Below are 20,862 nucleotides of genomic sequence, written 5' to 3'. Positions count from 1 at the left end.
TCGCGCTAAATTTATTCCACCGCATCAACGAACGTGAATTGCTGGCCGTCGAACAGCCCCTTGTCGCTCAGTTTCAGGCTTGGGATAACGAGCAGCGCCATGAACGAGAGCGTCATAAATGGCGCGCCCAGCGGCGAGCCCATTTGCTTGGACAAGGCATCAACAGCGGCATAAGCCTCCGCCACGGCCGTGCCGCTTTGGTCCGACATGAGGCCGGCTACCGGCAGCGGCACCAGAATTTCCTGGCCATCGGCGCCTACGGCGGCCAGGCCGCCTTTGGCCTGAATCACCAGGTTCACGGCGCGGGCCAGGCTTTCGTCGTCGCAGCCCACGGCCGTGATGTTGTGCGAGTCGTGGCCCACGCTGCTGGCCAGCGCGCCGTGCTTCAGCCCAAAGCCCTGAATGAAGGCCACGGCCGGCGTTACGTGCGGCTGGTAGCGGTTGATGACGGCCAGCTTGAGTACGTCGGCAGCCACATCGGGCACCACGAGGCCCTTCTCGATGGTGGCCGGCAAATCGACGCGGGCCGTGATGAGCTGGCCATCGAAGCACTCGATGACGCGGAGCGTGGCCGATTCCTTGGTGGTGGGCAGCTGGAAATCGGCCGCCGTCACGGGCTGGGCGTGGAAGTTATTGACCACGGCAATGGGCGCGGCGGGTAGCAGCGACTGGCCATTTTCGGCCACCAGCTGTCCATCCAGGTAGGTTTGCAGCACTTCGAAATCGCGCAGGTCTTTCACCACGATGAAGTCGGCCGGGTCGCCTTCGCCCAGCAGGCCCACGGGCAGGTGGTAGTGCTTCACGGGGTTGATGCAGGCCACGCGTAGCACATTGAACACGTCGTTGCCGAGGGCCACGGCGCGCTGCACCAGCTGGTTGATGTGGCCCAGCACCAGCGTATCGGGGTGCTTGTCGTCGGAGCAGAACATGAGGTGGTGGTAGTGCTCAGGCATGAGCTCGATGAGGGCATCGAAGTTGCGGGCCGCTGACCCCTCGCGGATGAGGATTTTCATGCCCACGGCCAGCTTGTCGAGCGCCTCGGCGGCGGTGAAGCACTCGTGGTCGGTGCTGATGCCGGCGCTGGCGTAGTGGGCGGCATCATCGCCGCGCAGGCCGGGGGCGTGGCCGTCCACGGGGCGGCCGGCGGCGTGGGCCAGGGCAATTTTGGCCATCACGTCGGCGTCGCGGTGCAGCACGCCGGGCCAGTTCATCATCTCGGCCAGATAGCCGATTTTGGGGTTTTCGAACAGCTTTTTGATGTCGGCCACCGTGATTTCGGCCCCGGCCGTCTCAAACGGCGTGGCTGGCACGCAGCTGGGCGCACCGAAGCAGAATTTAAAGGGCGAGTGCGCCGCGTTTTCGAGCATGAACTCCACCCCAGCCACGCCCAGCACGTTGCCGATTTCGTGCGGGTCGCTCACGGTGGCTACCGTGCCGTGCGCCACGGCCAAGCGGGCAAACTCGGTAGGCACCAGCAGCGAGCTTTCGACGTGCACATGGGCATCGACAAAACCGGGCAGCACGTAGGGCAGGGTAGGGTCGGCCTCAGCCTCGGCAATGGGCGCGATGGCGGCGATGCGGCCGCCTTCAATCTGAATAATGGCGGGCTGGATGGAACGGGCGAAGATGTCGACGACGTTGGCCGTGAGCGAGAAATCTACAGTCATAAGGTGGGGCTGGAGCGAATGGCAAACCGACCTGTTGCCGGTTTTGCGTCGGCAAAGAACCTTATATTTGACAAAAAACCGCTTCCGGTGAAAAAGAATCTTGCCCTTTTGCTGCTCGTGCTGCCGCTGCTGCTGGCCCAGGGCGGCTGTGCCCGCCGCACGGCCCAACAGAAAAAAACCTCCTGGTACAAGCACCACAGCGGTGGTAAATCGGTGCCGTGCCCGTGTGGGCACTAAGAGGCTATCCGAATAGGGCGTCATGCAGAGCGGAGCGAAGCATGACGCCCTATTCGGATAGGCTTTAAGCAACCTTTTACAACTCGCTTGGCTCTACCCATTATGCGAAATACCTTCCTTTCCGGCGGGCTGCTGCTGATTCTTTTACTGTTGAGCTTCATCAGCCCTGCCCAGATACCGTTGCGCAACCCGCGCCCGGCGGCTACTATCGGGCCCACCACACCCTCGGCCACCCGCCCGGCCGACTACCCCCTCGCGTCTGCACCACGCTACGCTGCCAGTGGCTATCCCGGCACCTACCGCCTGCCCGATGGTAGTTGGCATCCGGCCGAAATATTCGGTCCTGACCTGCCCGACCGTGTGCGCCTGCGCCCCGATAACCTGACCGATTATGCAGTATTCTGGCCCGGCGAGGTGAGCGCCTATGTGGTGCGCGGCGACACGTTTGTGACCGTACCGGCCTTCGTACAGCGCAAAGGCCACCGGCTGGTGCCGGCCAGCTTTGCCCAGCGCCAGTACCGCGACGACCGGTACGAGGTGCTGAAGTATCAGGCCTTCACGCCAGAGGACCAGCGCCCGTACCGTCAGCCTGCCCCGTTGAATGGCCCGGCCGTGCCCACGCCCGGGGCCACACCGCCCATCGACTACCTAGCCAGGCAGGATGAGGCCGTTAAGAATTCTTTCTTCGGGATTATAATGGACCTGTTTGTGTATCCGCGCACCAGCCAGACCATCTTGCTGCGCCAGGCCGCCCGGACGTTTGAATTGCCCGCCAAAGCCGGTGCCTACCGCCGCCTGATGCTCGGGCTGCTGGCCGACGACCCCATCCTCTGCGCCCGCCTGCGCGCCGGCGAAATGGATTCACGCTTTGAGGCCCCGCAACTGCTGGCCACTTACGCCGCGAACCGCCGCGAGGCCCTGCTACAGGCCCGCAAATAACCCGGGCGGTGGTTTCTGGTTTACTTTGTTTTATGTCTAAGCCCACGCCAACTCCCCTCGATTCCATAACGGCCGCCGCCGAGCAGGTGCGGCAGCAATTGAAGTTAAAGGCCTTCGATGCCGAAGGCGTGGCCCACCTGGATAATTTTATCCGGGCGCAGCGGGGCATTTTGGGGCCGGCCGAGCGGCCGGGCGTGGTAATGGCGCTGGGCTGCTTCCTGGGGCAGTGCCTGGTAGAGGTCTATCGGGGCGAATGGGGCACCGGCAAGGACCGCACGACCGGCGTGGGGCTGGGCGGTCGATTTTTTTTTAATCCCTTTTATTTAGTCGATGCGCAACTGAATGAGGGAGAAAGCGCCTCCGTAGCGGCCTTTTTTGCCTCCATTCCACAGCGGTTGAAGAGCCCACCTGCTGCTCGTAAGGCTTGGATTTCGTAATCTTGCGGGGCCAATGGCCGCCCGCGTCGTTATGAAACAACTCGTTATCGCCATTGATGGTTACTCCTCCTGTGGCAAAAGCACCACAGCCAAAGCCGTAGCGTCGCTGCTACACTACGCCTACGTCGATACGGGGGCGATGTATCGCGCCGTTACGCTGCACCTGCTGGAGCAGGGCATCAGCTTCGACGACATGGCCCGCATCGAGCAGGTTTTGCGCGAAATCAGCATCACCTTCCGCCGCCACCGCCACACGGGCCGCAACGAGCTGTTCCTAAACGGCGTGAATTGCGAGGACGACATTCGCCAGATGCGGATTTCTAACTCTGTGAGCGAAGTGTCGGTCATCCCGATGGTGCGGCACGCCATGGTGGCCCAGCAGCAGCAAATGGGCCGCAAGCGCGGCGTCGTGATGGACGGCCGCGACATCGGCACTACCGTATTTCCCGATGCGGAAGTGAAAATCTTCATGACTGCCGACGTGGAGCTGCGCGCCCGCCGCCGCCAGGACGAGCTGGCCGCAACAGGCGAACAGGTGCCCCTGGAAGACATCATCGAGAACCTGCGCAAGCGCGACTACCTCGACTCGACCCGCGCCGAAAGCCCGCTGCGCCGCGCCGCCGATGCTGTGCTGCTCGATACCACGCACATCACCATTGCGGAGCAGGTTGATTTTGTGCTCGATAGGGTGTCATCGGCTCTGTTCATGGCGGGCTGGGACTAGGGGAGGCTTAGAGGGAAAGACGGAAAAGGTGGTCATGCAGAGCGCAGCATCTTGCCCGCAATAGTAAATGATATGCTTATCTGCGGGCAAGATGCTGCGCTGCGCTCTGCATGACGGGCCGACTGCTCCCAATGCCATACCCCGCCGCCTTGCCGTACCTTTGTCCCCGGTGAACTCCTCGCCGCCGCAGTGATGTTAAAGGCACAGCATGAAGGTTACGATTGATAAAAATTCCGGCTATTGCTTTGGCGTTGAATTCGCCATTCAGATGGCTGAAGATGAGCTGGCACACGAAAAAACGCTTTATTGCCTCGGCGATATCGTACACAACCGTATGGAAGTGGAGCGCCTGCACCAGCATGGCCTGCGCATCATCGACCGCGAGCAGCTGGCCCAGCTGCACGACTGCAAGGTGCTCATCCGGGCCCACGGCGAGCCGCCCGAAACCTACCAGTTGGCCCTGCAAAACAACCTGGAGCTGATTGACGCCAGCTGCCCGGTGGTGCTCAAGCTGCAAAACCGCGTGAAGCACGCCTTCGACCTGAGCCAGCGCCAGGACGGCCAGATTGTGATATATGGCCAGCCCGGCCACGCCGAAGTGGCCGGCCTCACGGGCCAGACCGGCAACCGCGCTATCATCGTGATGAACGAGGCCGACCTCGACCAGATTGACTTTGCCCGCCCCGTTACCCTCTTCAGCCAGACCACCAAAAGTACGGCCGGCTTCTATAAGATGAAGGCCCTGATGGAAGCCCGCATTCAGGCCGTCGGCGGCACGCTCGATAGCTTCGATGCCAACGACAGCATCTGCCGGCAGGTGAGCAACCGCGAGCCCGCCCTGGCCAAATTTGCGGCCGAATACGACGTGGTGCTTTTCGTGAGCGGCCGCAAAAGCTCCAATGGCAAGGCCCTGTTCTCGGTGGTGAATGTGGTGAACCCGCGCAGCTATTTCATCGAGAACGAAACCGAAATAGACGAGGAATGGCTGGCCGGCGCGCAGTCCGTGGGCATTTGCGGGGCCACCAGCACCCCGCTGTGGCTGATGAAGCAGGTGGCCGAGCGCGTGGAAGGCGTGGGCGAGCCAGCGTAGCTCCCTGAGCGCGCCCGGGCGCTTAACTTCGGTAAAAACCCTTTCCTTTTACCAATGAAAGCATCTTTATTGCGAATTACTATGCTGGGACTGGTCGCTACCGGCCGTGTCTGCTGCGCTCAGCAAGCCCCGCCTGCTATTGCCGTTTCCACTGCCTCGGCCGCGCCAATGGTGACTGCCCCGCTGGTGGCCGACGATTCGCTGGCGGCAGCTGTGGGCACCAGTTACCTCGACAAAACCATTCGGGGCTTTGGCAGGGCCGAAACTCTGGGTCCCGATGGCAAGACGCACTTCGTCTGGATTCCGGTGAACCTGATGGGTTTCAGTAAATACCTGCCCTTTCATCGGCATGAAGAGGACCTGAAACGGTTTGGCCGCGAACCGTTCAGCATTGACGTTGACAAGGTGCAGTCCATTAAAGTCAACGGGCTGTATCAGGAGCACATGGTGTTGAATGGTAAGCGCAAGCACCTCATCGCTACGCGCTTGGTGAATGGTCCGGTTGAGCTCTTCAATTACACTGAAATGTCGCAGCCCCTCTTGGCCCCGGTGGCTGGCGTGGCTGGGGCCACGGTCATGGGCACCGCGGGCTTAAGTGCCCCAGGCTTGAGTGGCTTTCCCGACCGCCAGTGGTTTTTGCGCCGCCCCGGCGAGGAGCTGGTGAAGGTGGGCCGGGGCGATTTCGTGGCCCAGATGACGGCCTATTTTCACGATGACCCTGAGCTGCTATCGGCCCTCAATGCCGGCCAGCTGCACTACCGCGACATGGTGAAAATAGTGCAGGGCTACAACGAATATCGCACCCGACCAGCGGCTAGATAGCGCCCCCCCGCCACCGGCTGGCAGGTAATGCTGCCCTGCACGAGCTGCAGGCGGGCGGAAAGGGGAGAAGCGGGCCTAAAGGGAGTGGGGTGTAATGAAACCCGCACGGCTGCGATAGATACTTTACGCAGCAGCAGCAGCATTTGGTACTGATGCGGGCATCATGGCGCGCGGCCCAACCCTCGCTTTCGACGCTTGGGAAGCCTTTTCCGACCGTTCGGCAACTGCCGCTTGCGGGTGGGAAAGCCAACCGGCTATATTTAATCATCAATTCCAACCAACCTCATCCCCAAGCTCATGGAAACCCTGCAACGCGACCCCTACCTGTGGCAAAAGGCCAAAGTCCGCGCCAAATTCCAATCGCACCTGCTGTCGTTTTTGTTCGTGAACGCGATACTGTGGGTTATCTGGGCCAGCACGAGGCCGACTCACCCATTCCGCCTGCCCCTTTTCACCGCATGAATCGTCCCGTCAAGCGCACCCTCGGCCGCCGCGAGCTGGTTGATTTTCCGGCCTTCGCCCTCGTGGGCGTGGAGGCCAAGGTGGACACCGGCGCGTACACCAGCGCCATTCACTGTACCAATATTCACATTGAAACTCCGGCCGGGCAGCCGCCCGTGCTGGTGGTGAACCTCCTCGACCCCGGCCATGTGGGGGCCGATGGCTGCCCGCTCACCTTCACCGAGTTTGCCCTGCGCGACATTCGCTCCAGTAATGGCGAGGTGCAGGAGCGCTACGTAATTCGGGCGGTGGTGCAGCTCTACGGCAAAGCGTTTGAAGCCGATTTTTCGCTTTCCGACCGCTCCGACATGAAATACCCCGTATTGCTGGGGCGCAGCCTGTTGCGGCAGGGCCGGTTTGTGGTTGACGTAGCCCGGCGCAACCTTTCCTGCAAGTTCCTGGCCCGTGCCACTGCCCGGCGCACCCGCCCCTGACTAGTTTTGTGGCGCGGTACTCCACCCCATTCCATTGCCCCGCTTCTCCACCTCCTTTACAACTCCACGATGAAACTGGCCATTCTCTCGCGTGAGCCCAAATCCTACTCCACCCAGCGGCTGGTGGAGGCTGCCCTTGCGCAGGGCCACGAAGCCGTGGTCATCGACCACCTGCAGTGCAACATTGTGCTGGAAAAGGGGAAGCCCGGCATCCTGTACCAGGGCGTGCTGCTGGAGGGCTTCGATGCCATTATTCCGCGCATTGGGGCCTCGGTCACGTTCTACGGCACGGCCGTAGTGCGGCAGTTTGAGATGATGAAGGTGCGTACGGCCATTGACAGCCAAGCCATTGTGCGCTCGCGCGACAAGCTGCGCTCGATGCAAATCCTGAGCCGCGCCGGCGTGGGCATGCCCAAAACCGCCTTCACCAACTTCTCGGCCGACGTGCCGGCCATGATTGAGCAGGTGGGTGGCGCGCCGGTCATCATCAAGCTCCTCGAAGGCACCCAGGGCCTGGGCGTGGTGCTGGCCGAGTCGGCCAAAGCCGCGCAGTCGGTAATTGAGGCGTTTCACAACCTCAAGGCCCGCATCATCGTGCAGGAGTTTATTGCGGAAAGCAAGGGGGCCGACCTGCGCGCCTTCGTGGTGGATGGCGAAGTGGTGGGAGCCATGAAGCGCCAGGGCAAGGAGGGTGAGTTCCGCTCGAACCTGCACCGTGGTGGCTCGGGTATCCTTGTCAAGCTCACCCGCGCCGAAAAAGCCGCCGCCCTGCTGGCTACCAAAGCCCTCGGCCTGGGCATTGCCGGCGTCGATATGCTGCAAAGCAAGCGCGGCCCGCTGGTACTCGAAGTGAACTCTTCGCCGGGCCTGGAGGGCATTGAAAAAGCCACCGGGCAGGATATCGCCGGCCGCATCATCGAATACACGGCCGACCTCGCCGCCAGAAAAAGAGAGAAGCCCAAACCCAAAAAAGACTCCGTTCGGGCCGTAGATGCGCAGTCGGACGTGCCGGCGGGCAAGTAGGAGCGGGGAGGTTTTATTGCTCTCCTTACCAAGGAGGGGACAATTTCGCGTAGCGAAAATTGGGATGGTGCCACCAGAGGGTGGCCGTTGAACAACTCGCGGCTGGCGGGCGCTGCCTCGGAAATGGGGCGTTCTGGCATCGTTCTGGCTTTGCGGCCAACCCGTTCAACGCCCACCCTCCCGTGGCACCATCCCCGTTTGCGCTGAAGCGCGAACATCCCCTCCTTGGTAAGGAGGGGCGTTTATCGTTCAACCAAGCCTATGCCTGCTACCTCCGCTGCCATTCACCTCAACGGTCTCACCATTCAGCCCGGCGAGCGGGTGCTCACGCGGCTGGTTATTTCGAAGCTGCCCTCGGGCACGGTGATTGACGTGCCGGTGCATGTGCTGCGCGCCCAGGAACCCGGCCCCACGCTGCTGCTCATGGGCGGCATGCACGGCGATGAGGTGAACGGCATTGAGACCATCCGGCGGCTGGTGCGGCGCGAGCTGCTGGCGCCGCTGCGGGGTACGGTCATCGCCATTCCCATTCTCAATATTTACGGCTTTCTTAATTTCAGCCGCGACGTACCCGATGGCAAGGACGTGAACCGCTCGTTTCCCGGGTTTCCGCGGGGGTCGCTGGCCGGGCGGGTGGCCCACCGCTTCATGCGCGAAATCATGCCGCTGATTGACTACGGCATCGATTTTCACACGGGCGGGGCGGCGCGGTCCAACTTCCCGCAGGTGCGCGCCCTGCTGGGTATCGACCCCGAGGTGGATGCCATGGCGGCCGCGTTTGGCGCGCCCTTCACGCTGCATGCGGGGCTGCGGGGCGGGTCATTGCGCGAGGCGGCGCAGGAGCTGGGCAAGCGCATTATCGTGTACGAAACCGGCGAGAGCCTGCGGCTCGATGAGCCCGGCATTGAGGAGGCCGTGGCGGGCACGCTGCGGGTGCTGCACCACCTGGGTATGGGGCCAGAAGCGCCTGCGCCAGCCCGGCCGGGCATTATTTGCCGGCGGCATACGTGGCTGCGGGCCCGGTTTGCGGGCCTATTCCGGGCGCACGTCGAGAACGGGCAGTTTATTGAGAAGGGCCAGATTTATGGCTCCGTGGCCGACCCCTATGGTGCGCAGTCGGTGCGGCTGGAGTCGCCCCTGAGCGGCTACGTGATTGGCCTGAACTACATGCCCGTGGTGAACCAGGGCGATGCCCTGCTGCACCTGGCCGTACCGGCGTAGTGGGGCGGGTGCTGGCCGCAGTTTAGCGCGCAGCGCGTAACTGCAGGCCGATGGTAAGGTGAGTCTGTGACTCACGGCCGCAGAATGGCCATTGTAATTGGGCATTGATGATGGCCGTTGGATTGCCTCTTCGCGGCAGCGAGTTGCAAACTCGCATTACGAAGAGGCCAGTAGTTACGCGCTGCGCACCAAACTGCGGCCAGCATACGGGTGATGCTGCGCGGCGCGCGGCATCACGTTCTGCCTTGCTCTCCACCTTCTCGCGGTCTACCCTTACTTTTGTTCATTCCTCATCATTCGTTTTCAATGAAAAACCCTCTTCAGCTTACCATTAACATTATGCTGGCGCTGGCCGTGGCCGGTTTGTACTTCCTGCATTTCAACCACACGCCCGTTGCACCCGCTCTCGCTACCGACAGCAGCATGGCCGTGATGGCCACCCCCGAGCCCGCCGCCGATACCGCCACCGCCACTTCGCCCGCCGATGCTGCCGCGCCCGCCGTGGCCGCCGCCCCCGTGCAGGACAACACCGGCGATTTCTCGGGCAAGCTGGCCTACGTGGAGTCGGGCAAAATGCTGGACGGCTACCAGGGCATGAAGGATGCGCGCAAAGCCTTCGAGGGCAAGGCCCGTGGCTGGGAAAAGCAGAACCAGACCATGCTGGCCGGCTTCAAAGCCAACGTGGAAGCCTACCAGAAGCAGGCGGCCAGCCTCACCGCCGAGCAGCGCGCCGCTACCGAGCAGAAGCTGCAGGAGCAGCAGCAGCAGGTGGGTCAGCAGCAGCAGATGCTGCAGCAGCAGGCGCAGCAGGAAGAAGCCAAGCTCACCCAAACCGTGCTCGAAAGCGTGAATAAGAAGGTGGAAGCCTACGGCAAAGCCCACGGCTACAAGCTGATTCTCATTGCCGCGCCCAGCGGCACCATCGCCTACGGCGAGAAAAACCTCGACATCACCACGCCCGTGCTGGCTTACCTAAATGCCGGCTATCGGAAAAAGTAAGAGCGCAGTCCTTTGGAATATGAAGACCGTCATGCCGAGCGTATTCGAGGCATGACGGTCTTTTTTGCTCCTGATTTTTTGTAAATACCCGCAGTACCAAAGCAGCTCCTGGCATTGCCGGGAAGTGCACTTCCATTCACGCGCAACAAAATAATCGGTTCATCATCAGCGGTTACGTGCGCCCCGGCTACGGCCTGTTCGGTGGCGCGGTCGATGCGACCTACCGCATCCAACTGCCCTAGCCAACGCATTAAACCTTGTGGCGGCATTTGCGTCTAAAATCCAGTTGTCGTCCTTCCATCATTAATCAGCGCGCTTCGGTGCGAATTCTTATGCGGACTAAATCAGTAGTTTTTGCTTTGGGCCTGTTCCTGCTGCTGCTTGGTAGCCAGGTGGCCAGTGCCCAGGTTTCGGTGCGTATCGGGGGCGGCTATTATGGCCCGCCCCGGGCTTATTATGGTCCCCGGTACTATCCGCCCCGCCCACCCGTAGTATATGCGCCGGCTCCGGTTATCATCGCCCCCGCGCCTTATTACGCGCCGCGCCCGGTGTACTATGCTCCCCGGCCGGTGTACTACGCGCCGCGCCCGAACTATGGCTACCGGGGCCGGGGCCGTCGCTGGTAAGCGGCATTTTGGTCATAAAATCAATTCCTGAAAAGCCCGGCTGCGGAAACGCGGCCGGGCTTTTTGTTTGTCCTTATCCAAACCTGGAGCCGTTGCCCCGTTAAACTGCGCCGAGCGCTGAAAAAGTCGGGGTTCAGCAATTATGCTTAATCTTACAGCCCGAACTGATGTCATCCCGTTACCCATGAAATCCTCGATTCTGACCCTGAGCGCGGCCCTGCTGCTGGCCGGCTGCAACCAGACGGCCCCCGTCACTTCCGCGCCCATGGTCCCGCCCCCCGAAGCCGCCGCCACGCCTGCCGCCGCCGGCAAAGCCGACTCCATCACGGCGGTTGCCGCTGCTCCCGCCGCCGATGGCACGGCCGCCGCGCCCGAAACCGTCATACCCGCCCTCAAGGAAGTTGAAACGCTGAAAGCGTCGTTCCGCTTTCAGCCCGCCCCCGATGCCGACGACCCCGCCCACCCGCGCACCAGCGCCCACCTCGTGGTGCAGGGCAGCGCGCCCATGGATATCGACCTGGGCAAATTTGTGGGCAAGCCCGATGTAGTGGACGCCGCCAAGGCCAAAGCCGCCAACTTCCCGCCCGGCATGCTCATGGGTTTCCGCAGCTACTCGGCGGCCACCGGCACCAGCTCCGATTTGGCCGTGCTGCACGTTGATGGCCGCCGCCTGCGCGTGGTGCAGCGCCGCGTGGAGGAAACTGCCCCCGAAGGCGGCAAATTTGAAACTTCCCGCGAAGTACCGCTGCCGGCCAACACCAAAGTAGTAGCTGCCGCCATGACGAAAAAATAACTGAAAATGCGTAGGTTAGGGCATGGAAACGTCCTCTCTCCTCGGCCCGATGAAGGGCGCTACGCACCGCGAAGTCGGCGGTGTGCACATTGATGTAGTGCCCACCGGCAATGCCCGCGTCAAGCGCATTGTGTACCCGGTGGGCTTCCGGTGGTCAAAAAACCTGAAGGACATCGTGGGCACACCGCTGTGCATGCATGCGCACGTTGGCTTTTTGGCCAGCGGCCAGATAAATATTCAGTATGCCGACGGCGCGATGGAAGTGTTTGTGGCCCCGCAGGCGGTGGCCATTGCGCCGGGCCACGACGGCTGGGTGGTGGGCGACGAGCCGGCCATTCTGATTGAGTTCGACTTCGAAGGCGAAACCGTGGAGCGCATGGGCCTGGCCAGCCGGCACTAGCGGCCCCGCCGCAGTGGGAAGGCGCAAAGAGCAGCCGGCGTAGCTTTGACGGGCGTTTGCACCCACCCTTTATTGCCCCGCCCACATGCCCACCGGCACCATTTTGCTCATCGACGACGAAGCCATGCTGCGCCAGGCCGTGGCCCGCACCCTGGAGCTGGAAGGCTATACCGTGCGCCAGGCCCCCGATGCCATGCGCGGCCTCGAAGCCCTGCGAGAGCTGGCCAATGAGGTACTGGTAGTGCTCAGCGACGTGAAGCTGCCCGACGGCCGCGGCCTCGACCTGCTGCCCCGCTACAAGGCCCTCGCCCCGCTGGCCGAAGTGGTGCTGATGACGGCCTACGGCACCATTCCCGACGGCGTGCGGGCCATGAAGGAAGGCGCGTTCGACTACCTCACCAAGGGCGATTCCGACGACCAGCTCCTCGTGGTAGTCGACCGCGCCGCCGAAAAAGCGCGTCTCCAGCGCCGCGTGGCCGATTTGGAGAAGCAGGTCGGCACTCAGTATAGTTTCGAGTCGATGATTGGGCACTCGGCCGCGCTGGAGCAGGCCAAGCGCCTGGCCCAGCGTGCCGCGCCCACCGACAGCACCGTGCTGCTGGAAGGCCCCACCGGCGCGGGCAAGGAGCTGTTTGCCCAAGCCCTGCACCAGGCCAGCCCGCGCCGCAACAAGCCGTTTGTGGCCGTGAACTGCTCGGCCTTTCCGCGCGATTTGCTCGAATCGGAGCTTTTTGGCTACAAGAAAGGGGCCTTTACGGGGGCGCTGGCCGATAAAAAGGGTTTGCTGGAAGAAGCCAGCGGCGGCACTATTTTTCTGGATGAGATAGGGGAGCTGGAGCTGAATGTGCAGGCCAAGTTTCTGCGGGTGCTGGAAACGCGGCAGTTTACCAAGCTGGGCGACACCCGGCCCACCAGCGTGGACGTGCGCATTGTGGCTGCCACCAACCGCAACCTGCGCGCCGAAGCTGAAGCCGGCCACTTCCGCCCCGACCTCTACTACCGCCTGGCCGTGTTCACGGTGCCTGTGCCCGGCCTGAATGAGCGGCGTGACGACGTGCCCGAGCTGGCCAACTACTTCCTGCAGTTTTTCGCCGCCAAGCTGCGTCGCCGCCTGCGCGGCCTCGAGCCGGAGGTGCTGGCCCAGCTGCGTGCCCACGACTGGCGCGGCAATGTGCGCGAGCTGAAAAACGTGCTCGAACGCGCTGCCATCCTCGCCGATGGCGACACCCTGACCGTGGACGACCTGCCGCCCGAGTTTCACCACTTGCCGCCCGCCCCCGGCCTCGACGAGGCCACCGACCGCACCCTGCGCACCCAGGAAAAACGCCAGATTCGGCAGGTGCTGCTCGACACCGGTGGCAACAAGATGGAAGCCGCCCGCCAACTCGGCATCGGCACCAAAACGCTGTACCGCAAGATTCAGGAGTACGGGTTGTAGGCAAGGATATGGAGACAGTCATGCTGAGCCCTGCCCGCAGCATGACTGTTCTGGGTTTTACTGCTGTTGGCGCGCTCGGAATTTTGCGCCCTTTGCACATACTTTTTGCCGGCAGTCCAACGTTGTGAAAGGCACCGCAGGACTGGTTATATTGGGCCGGTTAAGTTCCTGTAAATCTTTCCACAACCAACTTCCCACTCGTATGCAAAAGTACCTACTCGCCTTGCTGCTGGCCCTGCCGTGCCTGGCCCAGGCCCAAACGCCGTTTGCTTATACCGTCAAAGGCAAGCTCGGCAACCTGAGTGCCCCGGCCAAGCTTTACCTGGTGCGCGGCATGAGCATTGCCGACTCGGCGACGCTGAAAAATGGCGTTTTTGAGTTGAAAGGTACCGCCGATGCACCCACCACGGCCGACCTGGTATTTCGACGCGAAGGGCGGTTGGTCAGTCTGTTTGGGCCAATGGGTGACCGCACGCGCATATTCCTGGAGCCCGGCACCGTAACCGTGACCAGCCCCGACTCGCTGGCCCACGCTACCATTACAGGTGGGCCGGCTATGGCCGATTATCTGCGCCTGGATGCTTCTATGAAACCGATTATCGCCCGTATGCAAGTTGTTGGAGCCGAGGCGCAGAAGGCAACCGAGTCTCAGCGTCAGGCTCCGGAATTTCGAGAGCGGATGCAGGCGCAATTTGATGGCTTCAACAAGGAAATCGTGCAGATAAATTACGTCTTCATCAAGGCCAACCCCGGTTCTTGGGCCAGCTTGGATGCGCTGCTGGGAATGCGTATGCTGGACGTGCCGCAGTATGCAACCGTGGGCCCGGTGTACGCCGCGCTGACTCCGGAACTGAAAAACACTCCCCAGGGCCGCGAATATGGGGCAATGGTGCAGAGCCTGAAGGAAACCGCAATTGGCCAGCCCGCGCCCATCTTCAGCCAGACCACATCCGATGGCAAAACGGTGAGCCTGGCCGACTACCGCGGCAAGTATGTGCTGGTCGATTTCTGGGCCAGTTGGTGCAAGCCCTGCCGCGCCGAAAACCCCGCCGTAACGAAGGTCTACAACGAGTACAAAGGTCGTAACTTCGACATCCTGGGCGTATCGCTAGATGATGAAAATGGACGGGCCAAATGGCTGAAAGCTATTCGGGATGACCAGCTTGCTTGGACACAGGTATCGGACCTGAAGGGCTGGCAGAATGCAGCTGCCCAGCGCTACGGCGTGCGGGCTATTCCGCAGAACTTTCTGGTGGGCCCCGACGGCAAAATCGTGGCCGTAAACCTGCACGGCGCTGAACTAAGCGCTACCCTGGCAAAATTGATAAAGTAGCACCACCTGCGGCAGATACTTAGGCCGCTGCTGAAATGTAGAAACCGGGTTATTCTGACCGCCGCACCGGGTCAGAATGACCCGGTTTTTGGCGTTTGAGAAAATCAATAAATTGCATTGATGGAAGTTTGTTATCTGTATTTCAGATTGTTGCATCAGAATAATCAGCTATAAGGAAATTCGGACCCGGTTTGGTAAAGACTCGGACAGCCCCATCAATCACACCCAGTATAGCTCGCCTTTTCTTCATCGCGATTCTGTACGTCGCCGGCTTCGGCGGCTGCTGGCGCTGTTGCGGCGGAAGCAGCGAGTTTATGGGCCAGGTGGGGTGATGGTACCCTGTATCGGGGGTGGTTGGTGGCACGCGCCGCAGACGCGCGCCACCAACCACCATTTAGCTCCTCAATCATGAAAACCCAGCTCAATTCCGCCTTCCGCCTTCCCATCGCTCTGCTGGTACTGTGCTGCATCCTATGCCCGGCCTTTGTAGCGGCCGTGGCGCAGGCTGCGCCCGGCGCCGGCGTCCAAATCAGCCGCAATAGCCCCGTGGCGGGCTTTGCCAACGGGGGCCAGAAGTTTGATGCGCCCGGGTATTTCAACTCGCGGCCCTCGGCAGCCGACTACCAGGTCGATGCCTCCAGCGGCTCTAATAAAGGCTCTTCGAATCCGGCATGCCTGAAAACGGTGCACAGTCGCCTCACCGCTTTCGCGCAGCAGCGCCCCACGGCGCTCACCGGCCAGGTACCTGCCGCGCTGCTCACAACCAGCGGCGCGGGGCGCGGCCCGCACCTCTTGCCAGCCGGGGCGCTGGTGCAGGTGGCGCGGGTGGCGCGGGTACGCGGGCTGCCCGAGGCCCAGGTGAGGGCGCTGGTGGCGCGCCACGTCGAAAAACCGCTGCTGGCGTTCTTCGGTCCGGCCAAAGTGAACGTATGGCAACTAAATCTGGCGCTGGACTCGCTGGCCGCCCGGTAATTTATTTCTTGTAAAATTTGTTGATGAAGCTTTCTATCTCTCTGTTGCTGGCTGCGCTACCGCTGGCTGCCACCGCCCAAACTACTCCCGAAACGACACCGCCGCCTGCTGTCGCCACTGCCACACCCTCGCCGCTCAGCTACTATGGCTTCGTGGATGGCTACTACGGCTATGATTTTGACTATGCCAATGGCAATAGCCGGCCCTCCTTTATTTTCTCGCACAACCGCCAGAACGAGTTCACGGTGAACCAGGCGTTGGTTGGGGTTCGCTACAACGATGGCACGGTGCGCGGCACGGTGGGCCTGCACACGGGTTCGTATCCGGCGGCCAACTACTCGAAGGAAGACCTGGTGTTCCAGCATATCTACGAGGCGTACGCGGGTTTCCGGCCGTTTGCCAAGGCGTGGCTGGACTTCGGAATTTTCAACTCACACCTGGGTTTCGAATCGGCCCTGTCGAAGGACAATTGGACGCTCACCCGCTCGCTGAACGCCGAAAACTCGCCTTATTTCGAAACCGGTGCCCGCTTCACCTACGAAGTCGGCCCCAAGCTCACCCTCACCGGGCTGGTGCTGAACGGCTGGCAGAACATCCGCGAAACCAACCAGGCCAAGGCCCTCGGCACCCAGCTGCAGTGGAAGCCGTCGGACAAGGTGCTCATCAACAGCAGCACGTTCTACGGCAACGAGCAGCCCACCGGCCTGGGCATCCGCCGCCGCTATTTCCACGATTTTTACATCACCTACGCCGCCACCGAGCGCGTGAACCTGGCGCTGGTGTTCGACGTGGGCAAGCAGCAGAGCGCCAGCCAGGAGAAGTACGATACCTGGCACACAGCCTCGGCTTTCGTGAAGTATAAGCTGGCCGAAAAGTTTTCCACCACGCTGCGCGGCGAGTACTACTACGCCGAGCGCGGCGTCATCATCAACAGCATTTCGCCCACCGCTTTCGATGCCGATTTCCGGGTGGTCGGCGGCTCGCTCAACCTCGACTACGCGCCCGCCAGCAACGTGCTATGCCGCGTCGAAGGCCGATATTTGAACGGGGCGAGCGGCGTATTTTCTCGCGTGGATAACCCCGATAACCGCAGCTATGGCAACGTGACGACGAGCATCGCGCTGTCGTTTTAAGCGGTGATAGGCCAACGGCCAGCCACTCGAACGTGGATGCCATGACGGGATTGGACAGGATTGCCGGTGGCGGCTTATCAGGGCTGCCTCAAACAGCTTTCTGGGGGGCTGATTGGCTATTGAAAGTGCTGCTGGAGCACGGCATCGAGCTTTTCCAGGGTGAGGGGCTTGGTGATGTGGCCGGCGGCGGGCAGAGCTTCAAGGCAGGTGAGGTCGCGCAGGTCCATGGAAGTGGTGAGGACCACCACGGTGGTGTCGCGCCGCTGGGGCAGCGGCAATTGCTGGTAGGCCTGCAAAAACTCAATGCCATTCATAACGGGCATCTGAATATCGAGCAGAATAAGGGCCGGGTAGCTGGGCTGGGACGCGGTGCTGGCCTGCTGGATTACAGCCAGGGCTTCCCGCCCGTTTTCGGCCACTAAAATGTGTTCCGTCACAGCCAGCCGCTTGAGCAGCCGTTCATTCAGAAAATTATTGGTCGGGTCGTCATCGACCAACAGCACACTGCTTAGCTTAGGCATAGCCACCCCTACGTAGCGGCCGGGGGTTAGGTTCAGGCGCGGTCGGGCAGCACTACGGTGAAGGTGGAGCCTACGCCCGGCTCGCTCTGCACCCGGATGCTGCCACCCGCGTTTTCTACCATGCGCTTGACCATGTACAGGCCCACGCCGGTGCCCTCGACGTGGGTGTGCAGGCGCCGGAACATCACAAACAGCTTGGTCTGCTCGGCTTCGGTCAGGCCCAGGCCGTTGTCGTGCACTTCCAGCTGCACCTGGCCCTGGCGGCGCGTGGCGCACAGCAGCACCTGCGGGGCCCGGCCCGGCACCTGGTACTTAATGGCGTTGCTGAGCAGGTTATACAGGATGCTGCGCAGGTTTTTGGGCGAAAAGCGCACGGTGGGGCAGTCGGCCACATCCAGGTTGAGGTGGCCGCCGGCGGCGGCCAGGGCCGGTTCCAGGTCGAGGCGCACGGTTTCGGCCAGGGCGGCCAGGTCCACGGCTTCGGCGGGCTCGGCGTGGGCCTGCTGCAGCTTGCTCACATCGGTGAGGTGGCCGAGGGTGCGCTGAAAACGGGTGACCGAGCCACTCATCATGTCCAGCAGGTGGGTCACGTCGGGGGCGTGGCGCACGGTGGCGGGCAGCTGCTCGGCCAGGGCCAGCAGCAGGCCTTCGATGTTGGCAATGGGGGCTTTGAGGTCGTGCGAGGCGGTGTAAACGAACGTGTCCAGGTCCACGTTGGTGTGGTTGAGCCGGTCGTTGGTGTCGCGCAGCTCCTCGTTGGCGGCCAGCATTTCTTCGTTGATGGCGGCCAGCTCCTCATTCAGCTCCTGCACGTGCTGGCGGGCGTCCACCTGCTCAGTAATGTCGGTGACGAGGGCATAAAAGCCCCGTACTTCGCCGTGGTGCACATCGGGAATGTAGTCGGTGCGGGTGTGCCGCACAAAGCCCTCGCGGTGGGGCATGCGGGCCTCGAACTCCAGGTGCTCGCCGGCCAGCGCCCGCGCAATGTAGTCCTGCACGGGGGCGTAGGCCGCGGGGCCGATTATCTCCAGCACCGACTTGCCCATCATGGTTTCGGGGTCGCGGCCGAACCAGCGGCGATACGACTGATTCACGAACTGATAAAGCTCGTCGCGGTCAACATAGGAGATGAGCACGGGTAGGGCATCGGTGAGCAGGCGCGGGCGCTGGGTGGCGGCTTCGGTGGTCTGGCGGGCCAGCACCTGTTCGGTTACCTCGGTGGCGATGCAGGTAATGCCGGTGGGCTGACCCTGCTCGTTGTGCAGCGGCTGGTACACAAAATTGAAGTATCCCACCTCGTCGGCTTTGTGGTGGGCCAGGCGAATGGGCTGCTCCTGCGCCACAAAGGCTACGCCCGTGCGGCGCACCTCATCGAGTAGGACCCGCAGGCCCTGTGCCTGCATTTCCGGCACCGCCTCAAAAAATGGTAGGCCCACCAGCTGGCTCTGTGCTCGGCCCAGCATGCGGGCCATGGGTGGGTTCACGATTTCCAGCACATAGTCGGGCCCGTGAAACACGCAGATGGCAACCGGTGCCTGCTCGAACACGCGCTGGAACCGAATGCGCTGGCGCTCGGTCTCGTCCCGGGCCGTCTGGCTTTCTTGGGTGCGGGCCACCACGCGGCTTTCCAGCTCCTGGTTGAGGCTGCAAAGGGCCTGCTCCGAGTGGGCCAGGGCCGTATTGGTCGCTATAAACTCGTCGTTGCTGGCCCGCAGCTCCTCGTTGGTAGTGGCCATTTCCTCGTTGATGGCCGCCAGCTCTTCGTTCAGGTTCTGCACTTCCTGGCGGGCCAGCACCTGCGGCGTCACGTCGTAGGCAAACACAAAAATGCCGGTGATGGCCCCCCGCTGGTCGTGCCGGGCCTGGTAGATGAAGTTGTAGTAGCATTTTTCCAGCTCCCGGCGGCCTTCGTTGTCGTGGTCGAGCTGCACCAGCATCTCCGAGGCCCGGAAGGTTTCGCCGGTCTGGTACACACTATCCAGCAGGTCGAAAATGGGCTGGTCCTCCAGCTCGGGCATGGCCACGGCAACGGACAGCCCTACGAGGGGCCGGTTGCCCACCAGCGCCTGGTAGGCCGGGTTCACGAACTGAAAGGTGTGCTGCGGCCCGTCGAACACGCAAATCATGGCCGGGGCGTCGTGCAGCATCTGCTCCAGCTGCTGGCGCTGCTGCTCGGTTTCGGCGCGGGCCTCCAGCTCGCGGGCCTGGCTGATGCGTAGCTCTTCTACGATGGCCGAGCGGGTCTGGTCGTTGGTGTCGGTGAAGTTCACCACCAATACCTCGCCCTGGCGCTGGGCCACCAGCAGGTAGTAGCCATTGAGGCCGTCGTGCTGGTAGTTGTTCTGGCGGCGCGCCTCCTGGCCGCTCAAAAATGCGTCGCGGTAGAAGCCGAATACACCTGCCGCCACCGCCGTCGGAAACAGCGTGAGGAAGGACTCGGTGGGGTGCTCGGGCAGGCTCAGCATTTGCCGGGCGGCGGGGTTGAGGTACGCCCAGGCCAGGTCCACAATGGTGGTGCCGGCGGCATCATACAAGGGGCGCAGCAGCATAATGCCGTTTTGGGAAGTGCTGAGCACCACTTGCAACAGGTCCTGCGAAGAGAGAAGGTCGGCCGGTAGTGGAGGGCGGGAAGAATCAGGCATGAAAACCATACGTAGCTAATTGCCCGAACAAGGTACTGCGATTGGGGCCGAATGGCCCGCCCGGCTCCATTTTACCAGTGCGAGGCGGTTGCGGCCGGGGAGTGGGCGACCGTGATGCTCCGCTGGTGCGCCCGCGCCGCCGAAGCCGTTTTGCCGCTTCGTTCATTCCGGCGGTGGTCTAAAGTCGGGCGGTACGACGACTTTTTGGTCGTCGTACCACTAAACGCTTTCCGGCCGCTGCCATGTGCAATACCAATTAGTGATACGACGAAGCCCGCTGGCCAATTCATCGCACCACCCGGCTTCTGACCACTGCCCTCTATCCGGGGGCGGCTGGTAGTCAACGGTAGCTGAATAGCAATATCCCGGCCGCCAGGGCATTGCCAATGGCCAGCAAACCGGTCAACGCAAATAAGTTGGCCAGGAGCAGGAAAAGAAACAGGCCAACTACGATGCGCAGGTAAAAGGTCATGTGCTGGCCCGTCCGGTAGAGCAAGGCGCGTAGCAGCAGGGTTACGCTCAGCAGCAAAGCGGCCGCTGTTAGGCCGGCGCGGAACCCGTTTGCCGTCAGCAGCCACGCGAGCTCGGGGAGCAGCAGCACGCCGTACAACAGCACCTGTCGGCCATAGGCTCGTCCCCGGCCGTACGGCAGGTTGTGCACGAAGGGAAGGTAAAACAATTCGAATACACCGGCTTGAAAGACCAGGATGACGTGCCCGAACGCACAGCACAGCGCTATCATACCCGCGAGCCGAACATCGGCGCGGGCGTCTGAAAAAGCTAGAAGCAGCAACGCAATACTCGCTGCTGATGCCAGCTTGGTCAGCAGATAAGTTATCCGCTTGGTGGCGATGATTTCGTACAAGAACAGGCTGAATAACGGTTTGGGCTAGTGGTGCGCCTACGTCAG

22 protein-coding genes are annotated in these 20,862 nt (G+C 62.0%); 18 read left to right on the top strand and 4 right to left on the bottom strand.

The annotated features are described in order from the left end of the window. Window positions 1–11: 11 nt before the first annotated feature. Window positions 12–1,667, bottom strand: coding sequence for an adenine deaminase (gene ade, locus KQ661_RS19745; RefSeq protein ID WP_216727828.1), 1,656 nt, complete (start codon window positions 1,665–1,667; stop codon window positions 12–14). Between the two features lie 87 nt (window positions 1,668–1,754). Here ade and KQ661_RS19740 point away from each other — a divergent pair, with 87 nt between their 5' ends. From KQ661_RS19740 to KQ661_RS19655, 18 genes are all read left to right on the top strand, one after another. Beyond that, window positions 1,755–1,904, top strand: coding sequence for a hypothetical protein (locus KQ661_RS19740; RefSeq protein WP_168673697.1), 150 nt, complete (start codon window positions 1,755–1,757; stop codon window positions 1,902–1,904). A 102-nt stretch (window positions 1,905–2,006) separates the two neighbouring features. Next, on the top strand, window positions 2,007–2,843 hold the full coding sequence (locus tag KQ661_RS19735; protein WP_216690146.1) for a hypothetical protein: 837 nt from the start codon (window positions 2,007–2,009) through the stop codon (window positions 2,841–2,843). Window positions 2,844–2,875: 32 nt separating this feature from the next. Continuing rightward, window positions 2,876–3,280: a hypothetical protein gene (locus tag KQ661_RS19730; RefSeq protein ID WP_216690145.1), complete on the top strand. Its 405-nt coding sequence runs from the start codon at window positions 2,876–2,878 to the stop codon at window positions 3,278–3,280. Window positions 3,281–3,311: 31 nt separating this feature from the next. Continuing rightward, the gene (gene cmk / locus KQ661_RS19725; RefSeq protein WP_216690144.1) at window positions 3,312–4,004 is read left to right on the top strand and encodes a (d)CMP kinase; all 693 of its coding nucleotides are present in this window, start codon (window positions 3,312–3,314) and stop codon (window positions 4,002–4,004) included. 208 nt (window positions 4,005–4,212) lie between these two features. Next, window positions 4,213–5,094 carry a 4-hydroxy-3-methylbut-2-enyl diphosphate reductase gene (locus tag KQ661_RS19720; RefSeq protein WP_216690143.1) on the top strand — a complete coding sequence of 294 codons (882 nt, stop codon included), beginning with the start codon at window positions 4,213–4,215 and terminating at the stop codon, window positions 5,092–5,094. A 54-nt stretch (window positions 5,095–5,148) separates the two neighbouring features. Beyond that, entirely contained in the window at window positions 5,149–5,916 is a 768-nt protein-coding gene (locus tag KQ661_RS19715; protein ID WP_216727827.1) for a hypothetical protein, read from the top strand. A 297-nt stretch (window positions 5,917–6,213) separates the two neighbouring features. Then, window positions 6,214–6,378, top strand: coding sequence for a 2TM domain-containing protein (locus KQ661_RS19710; protein WP_216690141.1), 165 nt, complete (start codon window positions 6,214–6,216; stop codon window positions 6,376–6,378). Then, window positions 6,375–6,851: an ATP-dependent zinc protease family protein gene (locus KQ661_RS19705; protein WP_216690140.1), complete on the top strand. Its 477-nt coding sequence runs from the start codon at window positions 6,375–6,377 to the stop codon at window positions 6,849–6,851. The genes KQ661_RS19710 and KQ661_RS19705 overlap by 4 nt, the downstream gene beginning before the upstream one ends. A gap of 69 nt (window positions 6,852–6,920) precedes the next feature. Then, window positions 6,921–7,874, top strand: coding sequence for a 30S ribosomal protein S6--L-glutamate ligase (rimK, locus tag KQ661_RS19700; protein ID WP_216690139.1), 954 nt, complete (start codon window positions 6,921–6,923; stop codon window positions 7,872–7,874). Window positions 7,875–8,135: 261 nt separating this feature from the next. Further along, entirely contained in the window at window positions 8,136–9,095 is a 960-nt protein-coding gene (locus tag KQ661_RS19695; RefSeq protein ID WP_216690138.1) for a succinylglutamate desuccinylase/aspartoacylase family protein, read from the top strand. 306 nt (window positions 9,096–9,401) lie between these two features. Next, a complete protein-coding gene (locus KQ661_RS19690; RefSeq protein ID WP_216690137.1) occupies window positions 9,402–10,094 on the top strand; it encodes an OmpH family outer membrane protein in 693 nt (230 codons plus the stop codon). Between the two features lie 332 nt (window positions 10,095–10,426). Beyond that, on the top strand, window positions 10,427–10,720 hold the full coding sequence (locus tag KQ661_RS19685) for a hypothetical protein (protein WP_216727826.1): 294 nt from the start codon (window positions 10,427–10,429) through the stop codon (window positions 10,718–10,720). A 184-nt stretch (window positions 10,721–10,904) separates the two neighbouring features. Beyond that, on the top strand, window positions 10,905–11,513 hold the full coding sequence (locus KQ661_RS19680) for a hypothetical protein (protein WP_216727825.1): 609 nt from the start codon (window positions 10,905–10,907) through the stop codon (window positions 11,511–11,513). Between the two features lie 22 nt (window positions 11,514–11,535). Continuing rightward, window positions 11,536–11,913, top strand: coding sequence for a cupin domain-containing protein (locus KQ661_RS19675; RefSeq protein WP_216727824.1), 378 nt, complete (start codon window positions 11,536–11,538; stop codon window positions 11,911–11,913). Between the two features lie 85 nt (window positions 11,914–11,998). Beyond that, window positions 11,999–13,351 carry a sigma-54-dependent transcriptional regulator gene (locus KQ661_RS19670; protein WP_216690133.1) on the top strand — a complete coding sequence of 451 codons (1,353 nt, stop codon included), beginning with the start codon at window positions 11,999–12,001 and terminating at the stop codon, window positions 13,349–13,351. 202 nt (window positions 13,352–13,553) lie between these two features. Then, window positions 13,554–14,684: a TlpA disulfide reductase family protein gene (locus KQ661_RS19665; RefSeq protein ID WP_216727823.1), complete on the top strand. Its 1,131-nt coding sequence runs from the start codon at window positions 13,554–13,556 to the stop codon at window positions 14,682–14,684. A 408-nt stretch (window positions 14,685–15,092) separates the two neighbouring features. Then, window positions 15,093–15,656 (top strand): potassium-transporting ATPase subunit C, encoded by a 564-nt coding sequence (locus KQ661_RS19660; RefSeq protein ID WP_216690131.1) that lies wholly within the window; start codon window positions 15,093–15,095, stop codon window positions 15,654–15,656. Between the two features lie 23 nt (window positions 15,657–15,679). Continuing rightward, on the top strand, window positions 15,680–16,789 hold the full coding sequence (locus KQ661_RS19655) for a porin (protein ID WP_216690130.1): 1,110 nt from the start codon (window positions 15,680–15,682) through the stop codon (window positions 16,787–16,789). A gap of 116 nt (window positions 16,790–16,905) precedes the next feature. Here the strand turns inward: KQ661_RS19655 and KQ661_RS19650 are convergent, their stop codons facing one another. From KQ661_RS19650 to KQ661_RS19640, 3 genes are all read right to left on the bottom strand, one after another. Then, window positions 16,906–17,310, bottom strand: coding sequence for a response regulator (locus KQ661_RS19650; protein WP_216690129.1), 405 nt, complete (start codon window positions 17,308–17,310; stop codon window positions 16,906–16,908). Window positions 17,311–17,342: 32 nt separating this feature from the next. Beyond that, window positions 17,343–19,952, bottom strand: coding sequence for a PAS domain-containing sensor histidine kinase (locus tag KQ661_RS19645; protein ID WP_216727822.1), 2,610 nt, complete (start codon window positions 19,950–19,952; stop codon window positions 17,343–17,345). Between the two features lie 340 nt (window positions 19,953–20,292). Further along, window positions 20,293–20,817, bottom strand: coding sequence for a hypothetical protein (locus KQ661_RS19640; protein WP_216727821.1), 525 nt, complete (start codon window positions 20,815–20,817; stop codon window positions 20,293–20,295). Window positions 20,818–20,862 lie beyond the last annotated feature (45 nt).

The organism is Hymenobacter siberiensis, assembly GCF_018967845.1.
Lineage (GTDB): Bacteria > Bacteroidota > Bacteroidia > Cytophagales > Hymenobacteraceae > Hymenobacter > Hymenobacter siberiensis.
This window is presented reverse-complemented; position numbering and strand designations above follow the sequence as displayed.

Excerpts from the sequence above, each read along its gene's own strand:
- KQ661_RS19710 (WP_216690141.1), top strand. The coding sequence starts at position 6,214 with ATGGAAACCCTGCAACGCGACCCCTACCTGTGGCAAAAGGCCAAAGTC.
- KQ661_RS19670 (WP_216690133.1), top strand. The coding sequence starts at position 11,999 with ATGCCCACCGGCACCATTTTGCTCATCGACGACGAAGCCATGCTGCGC.
- cmk (WP_216690144.1), top strand. The coding sequence starts at position 3,312 with ATGAAACAACTCGTTATCGCCATTGATGGTTACTCCTCCTGTGGCAAA.
- KQ661_RS19680 (WP_216727825.1), top strand. The coding sequence starts at position 10,905 with ATGAAATCCTCGATTCTGACCCTGAGCGCGGCCCTGCTGCTGGCCGGC.
- KQ661_RS19665 (WP_216727823.1), top strand. The coding sequence starts at position 13,554 with ATGCAAAAGTACCTACTCGCCTTGCTGCTGGCCCTGCCGTGCCTGGCC.
- KQ661_RS19685 (WP_216727826.1), top strand. The coding sequence starts at position 10,427 with ATGCGGACTAAATCAGTAGTTTTTGCTTTGGGCCTGTTCCTGCTGCTG.
- KQ661_RS19655 (WP_216690130.1), top strand. The coding sequence starts at position 15,680 with ATGAAGCTTTCTATCTCTCTGTTGCTGGCTGCGCTACCGCTGGCTGCC.
- KQ661_RS19690 (WP_216690137.1), top strand. The coding sequence starts at position 9,402 with ATGAAAAACCCTCTTCAGCTTACCATTAACATTATGCTGGCGCTGGCC.
- KQ661_RS19705 (WP_216690140.1), top strand. The coding sequence starts at position 6,375 with ATGAATCGTCCCGTCAAGCGCACCCTCGGCCGCCGCGAGCTGGTTGAT.
- KQ661_RS19675 (WP_216727824.1), top strand. The coding sequence starts at position 11,536 with ATGGAAACGTCCTCTCTCCTCGGCCCGATGAAGGGCGCTACGCACCGC.
- KQ661_RS19715 (WP_216727827.1), top strand. The coding sequence starts at position 5,149 with ATGAAAGCATCTTTATTGCGAATTACTATGCTGGGACTGGTCGCTACC.
- rimK (WP_216690139.1), top strand. The coding sequence starts at position 6,921 with ATGAAACTGGCCATTCTCTCGCGTGAGCCCAAATCCTACTCCACCCAG.
- KQ661_RS19735 (WP_216690146.1), top strand. The coding sequence starts at position 2,007 with ATGCGAAATACCTTCCTTTCCGGCGGGCTGCTGCTGATTCTTTTACTG.
- KQ661_RS19730 (WP_216690145.1), top strand. The coding sequence starts at position 2,876 with ATGTCTAAGCCCACGCCAACTCCCCTCGATTCCATAACGGCCGCCGCC.
- KQ661_RS19695 (WP_216690138.1), top strand. The coding sequence starts at position 8,136 with ATGCCTGCTACCTCCGCTGCCATTCACCTCAACGGTCTCACCATTCAG.
- KQ661_RS19720 (WP_216690143.1), top strand. The coding sequence starts at position 4,213 with ATGAAGGTTACGATTGATAAAAATTCCGGCTATTGCTTTGGCGTTGAA.
- ade (WP_216727828.1), bottom strand. The coding sequence starts at position 1,667 with ATGACTGTAGATTTCTCGCTCACGGCCAACGTCGTCGACATCTTCGCC.
- KQ661_RS19650 (WP_216690129.1), bottom strand. The coding sequence starts at position 17,310 with ATGCCTAAGCTAAGCAGTGTGCTGTTGGTCGATGACGACCCGACCAAT.
- KQ661_RS19660 (WP_216690131.1), top strand. The coding sequence starts at position 15,093 with ATGAAAACCCAGCTCAATTCCGCCTTCCGCCTTCCCATCGCTCTGCTG.
- KQ661_RS19645 (WP_216727822.1), bottom strand. The coding sequence starts at position 19,952 with ATGCCTGATTCTTCCCGCCCTCCACTACCGGCCGACCTTCTCTCTTCG.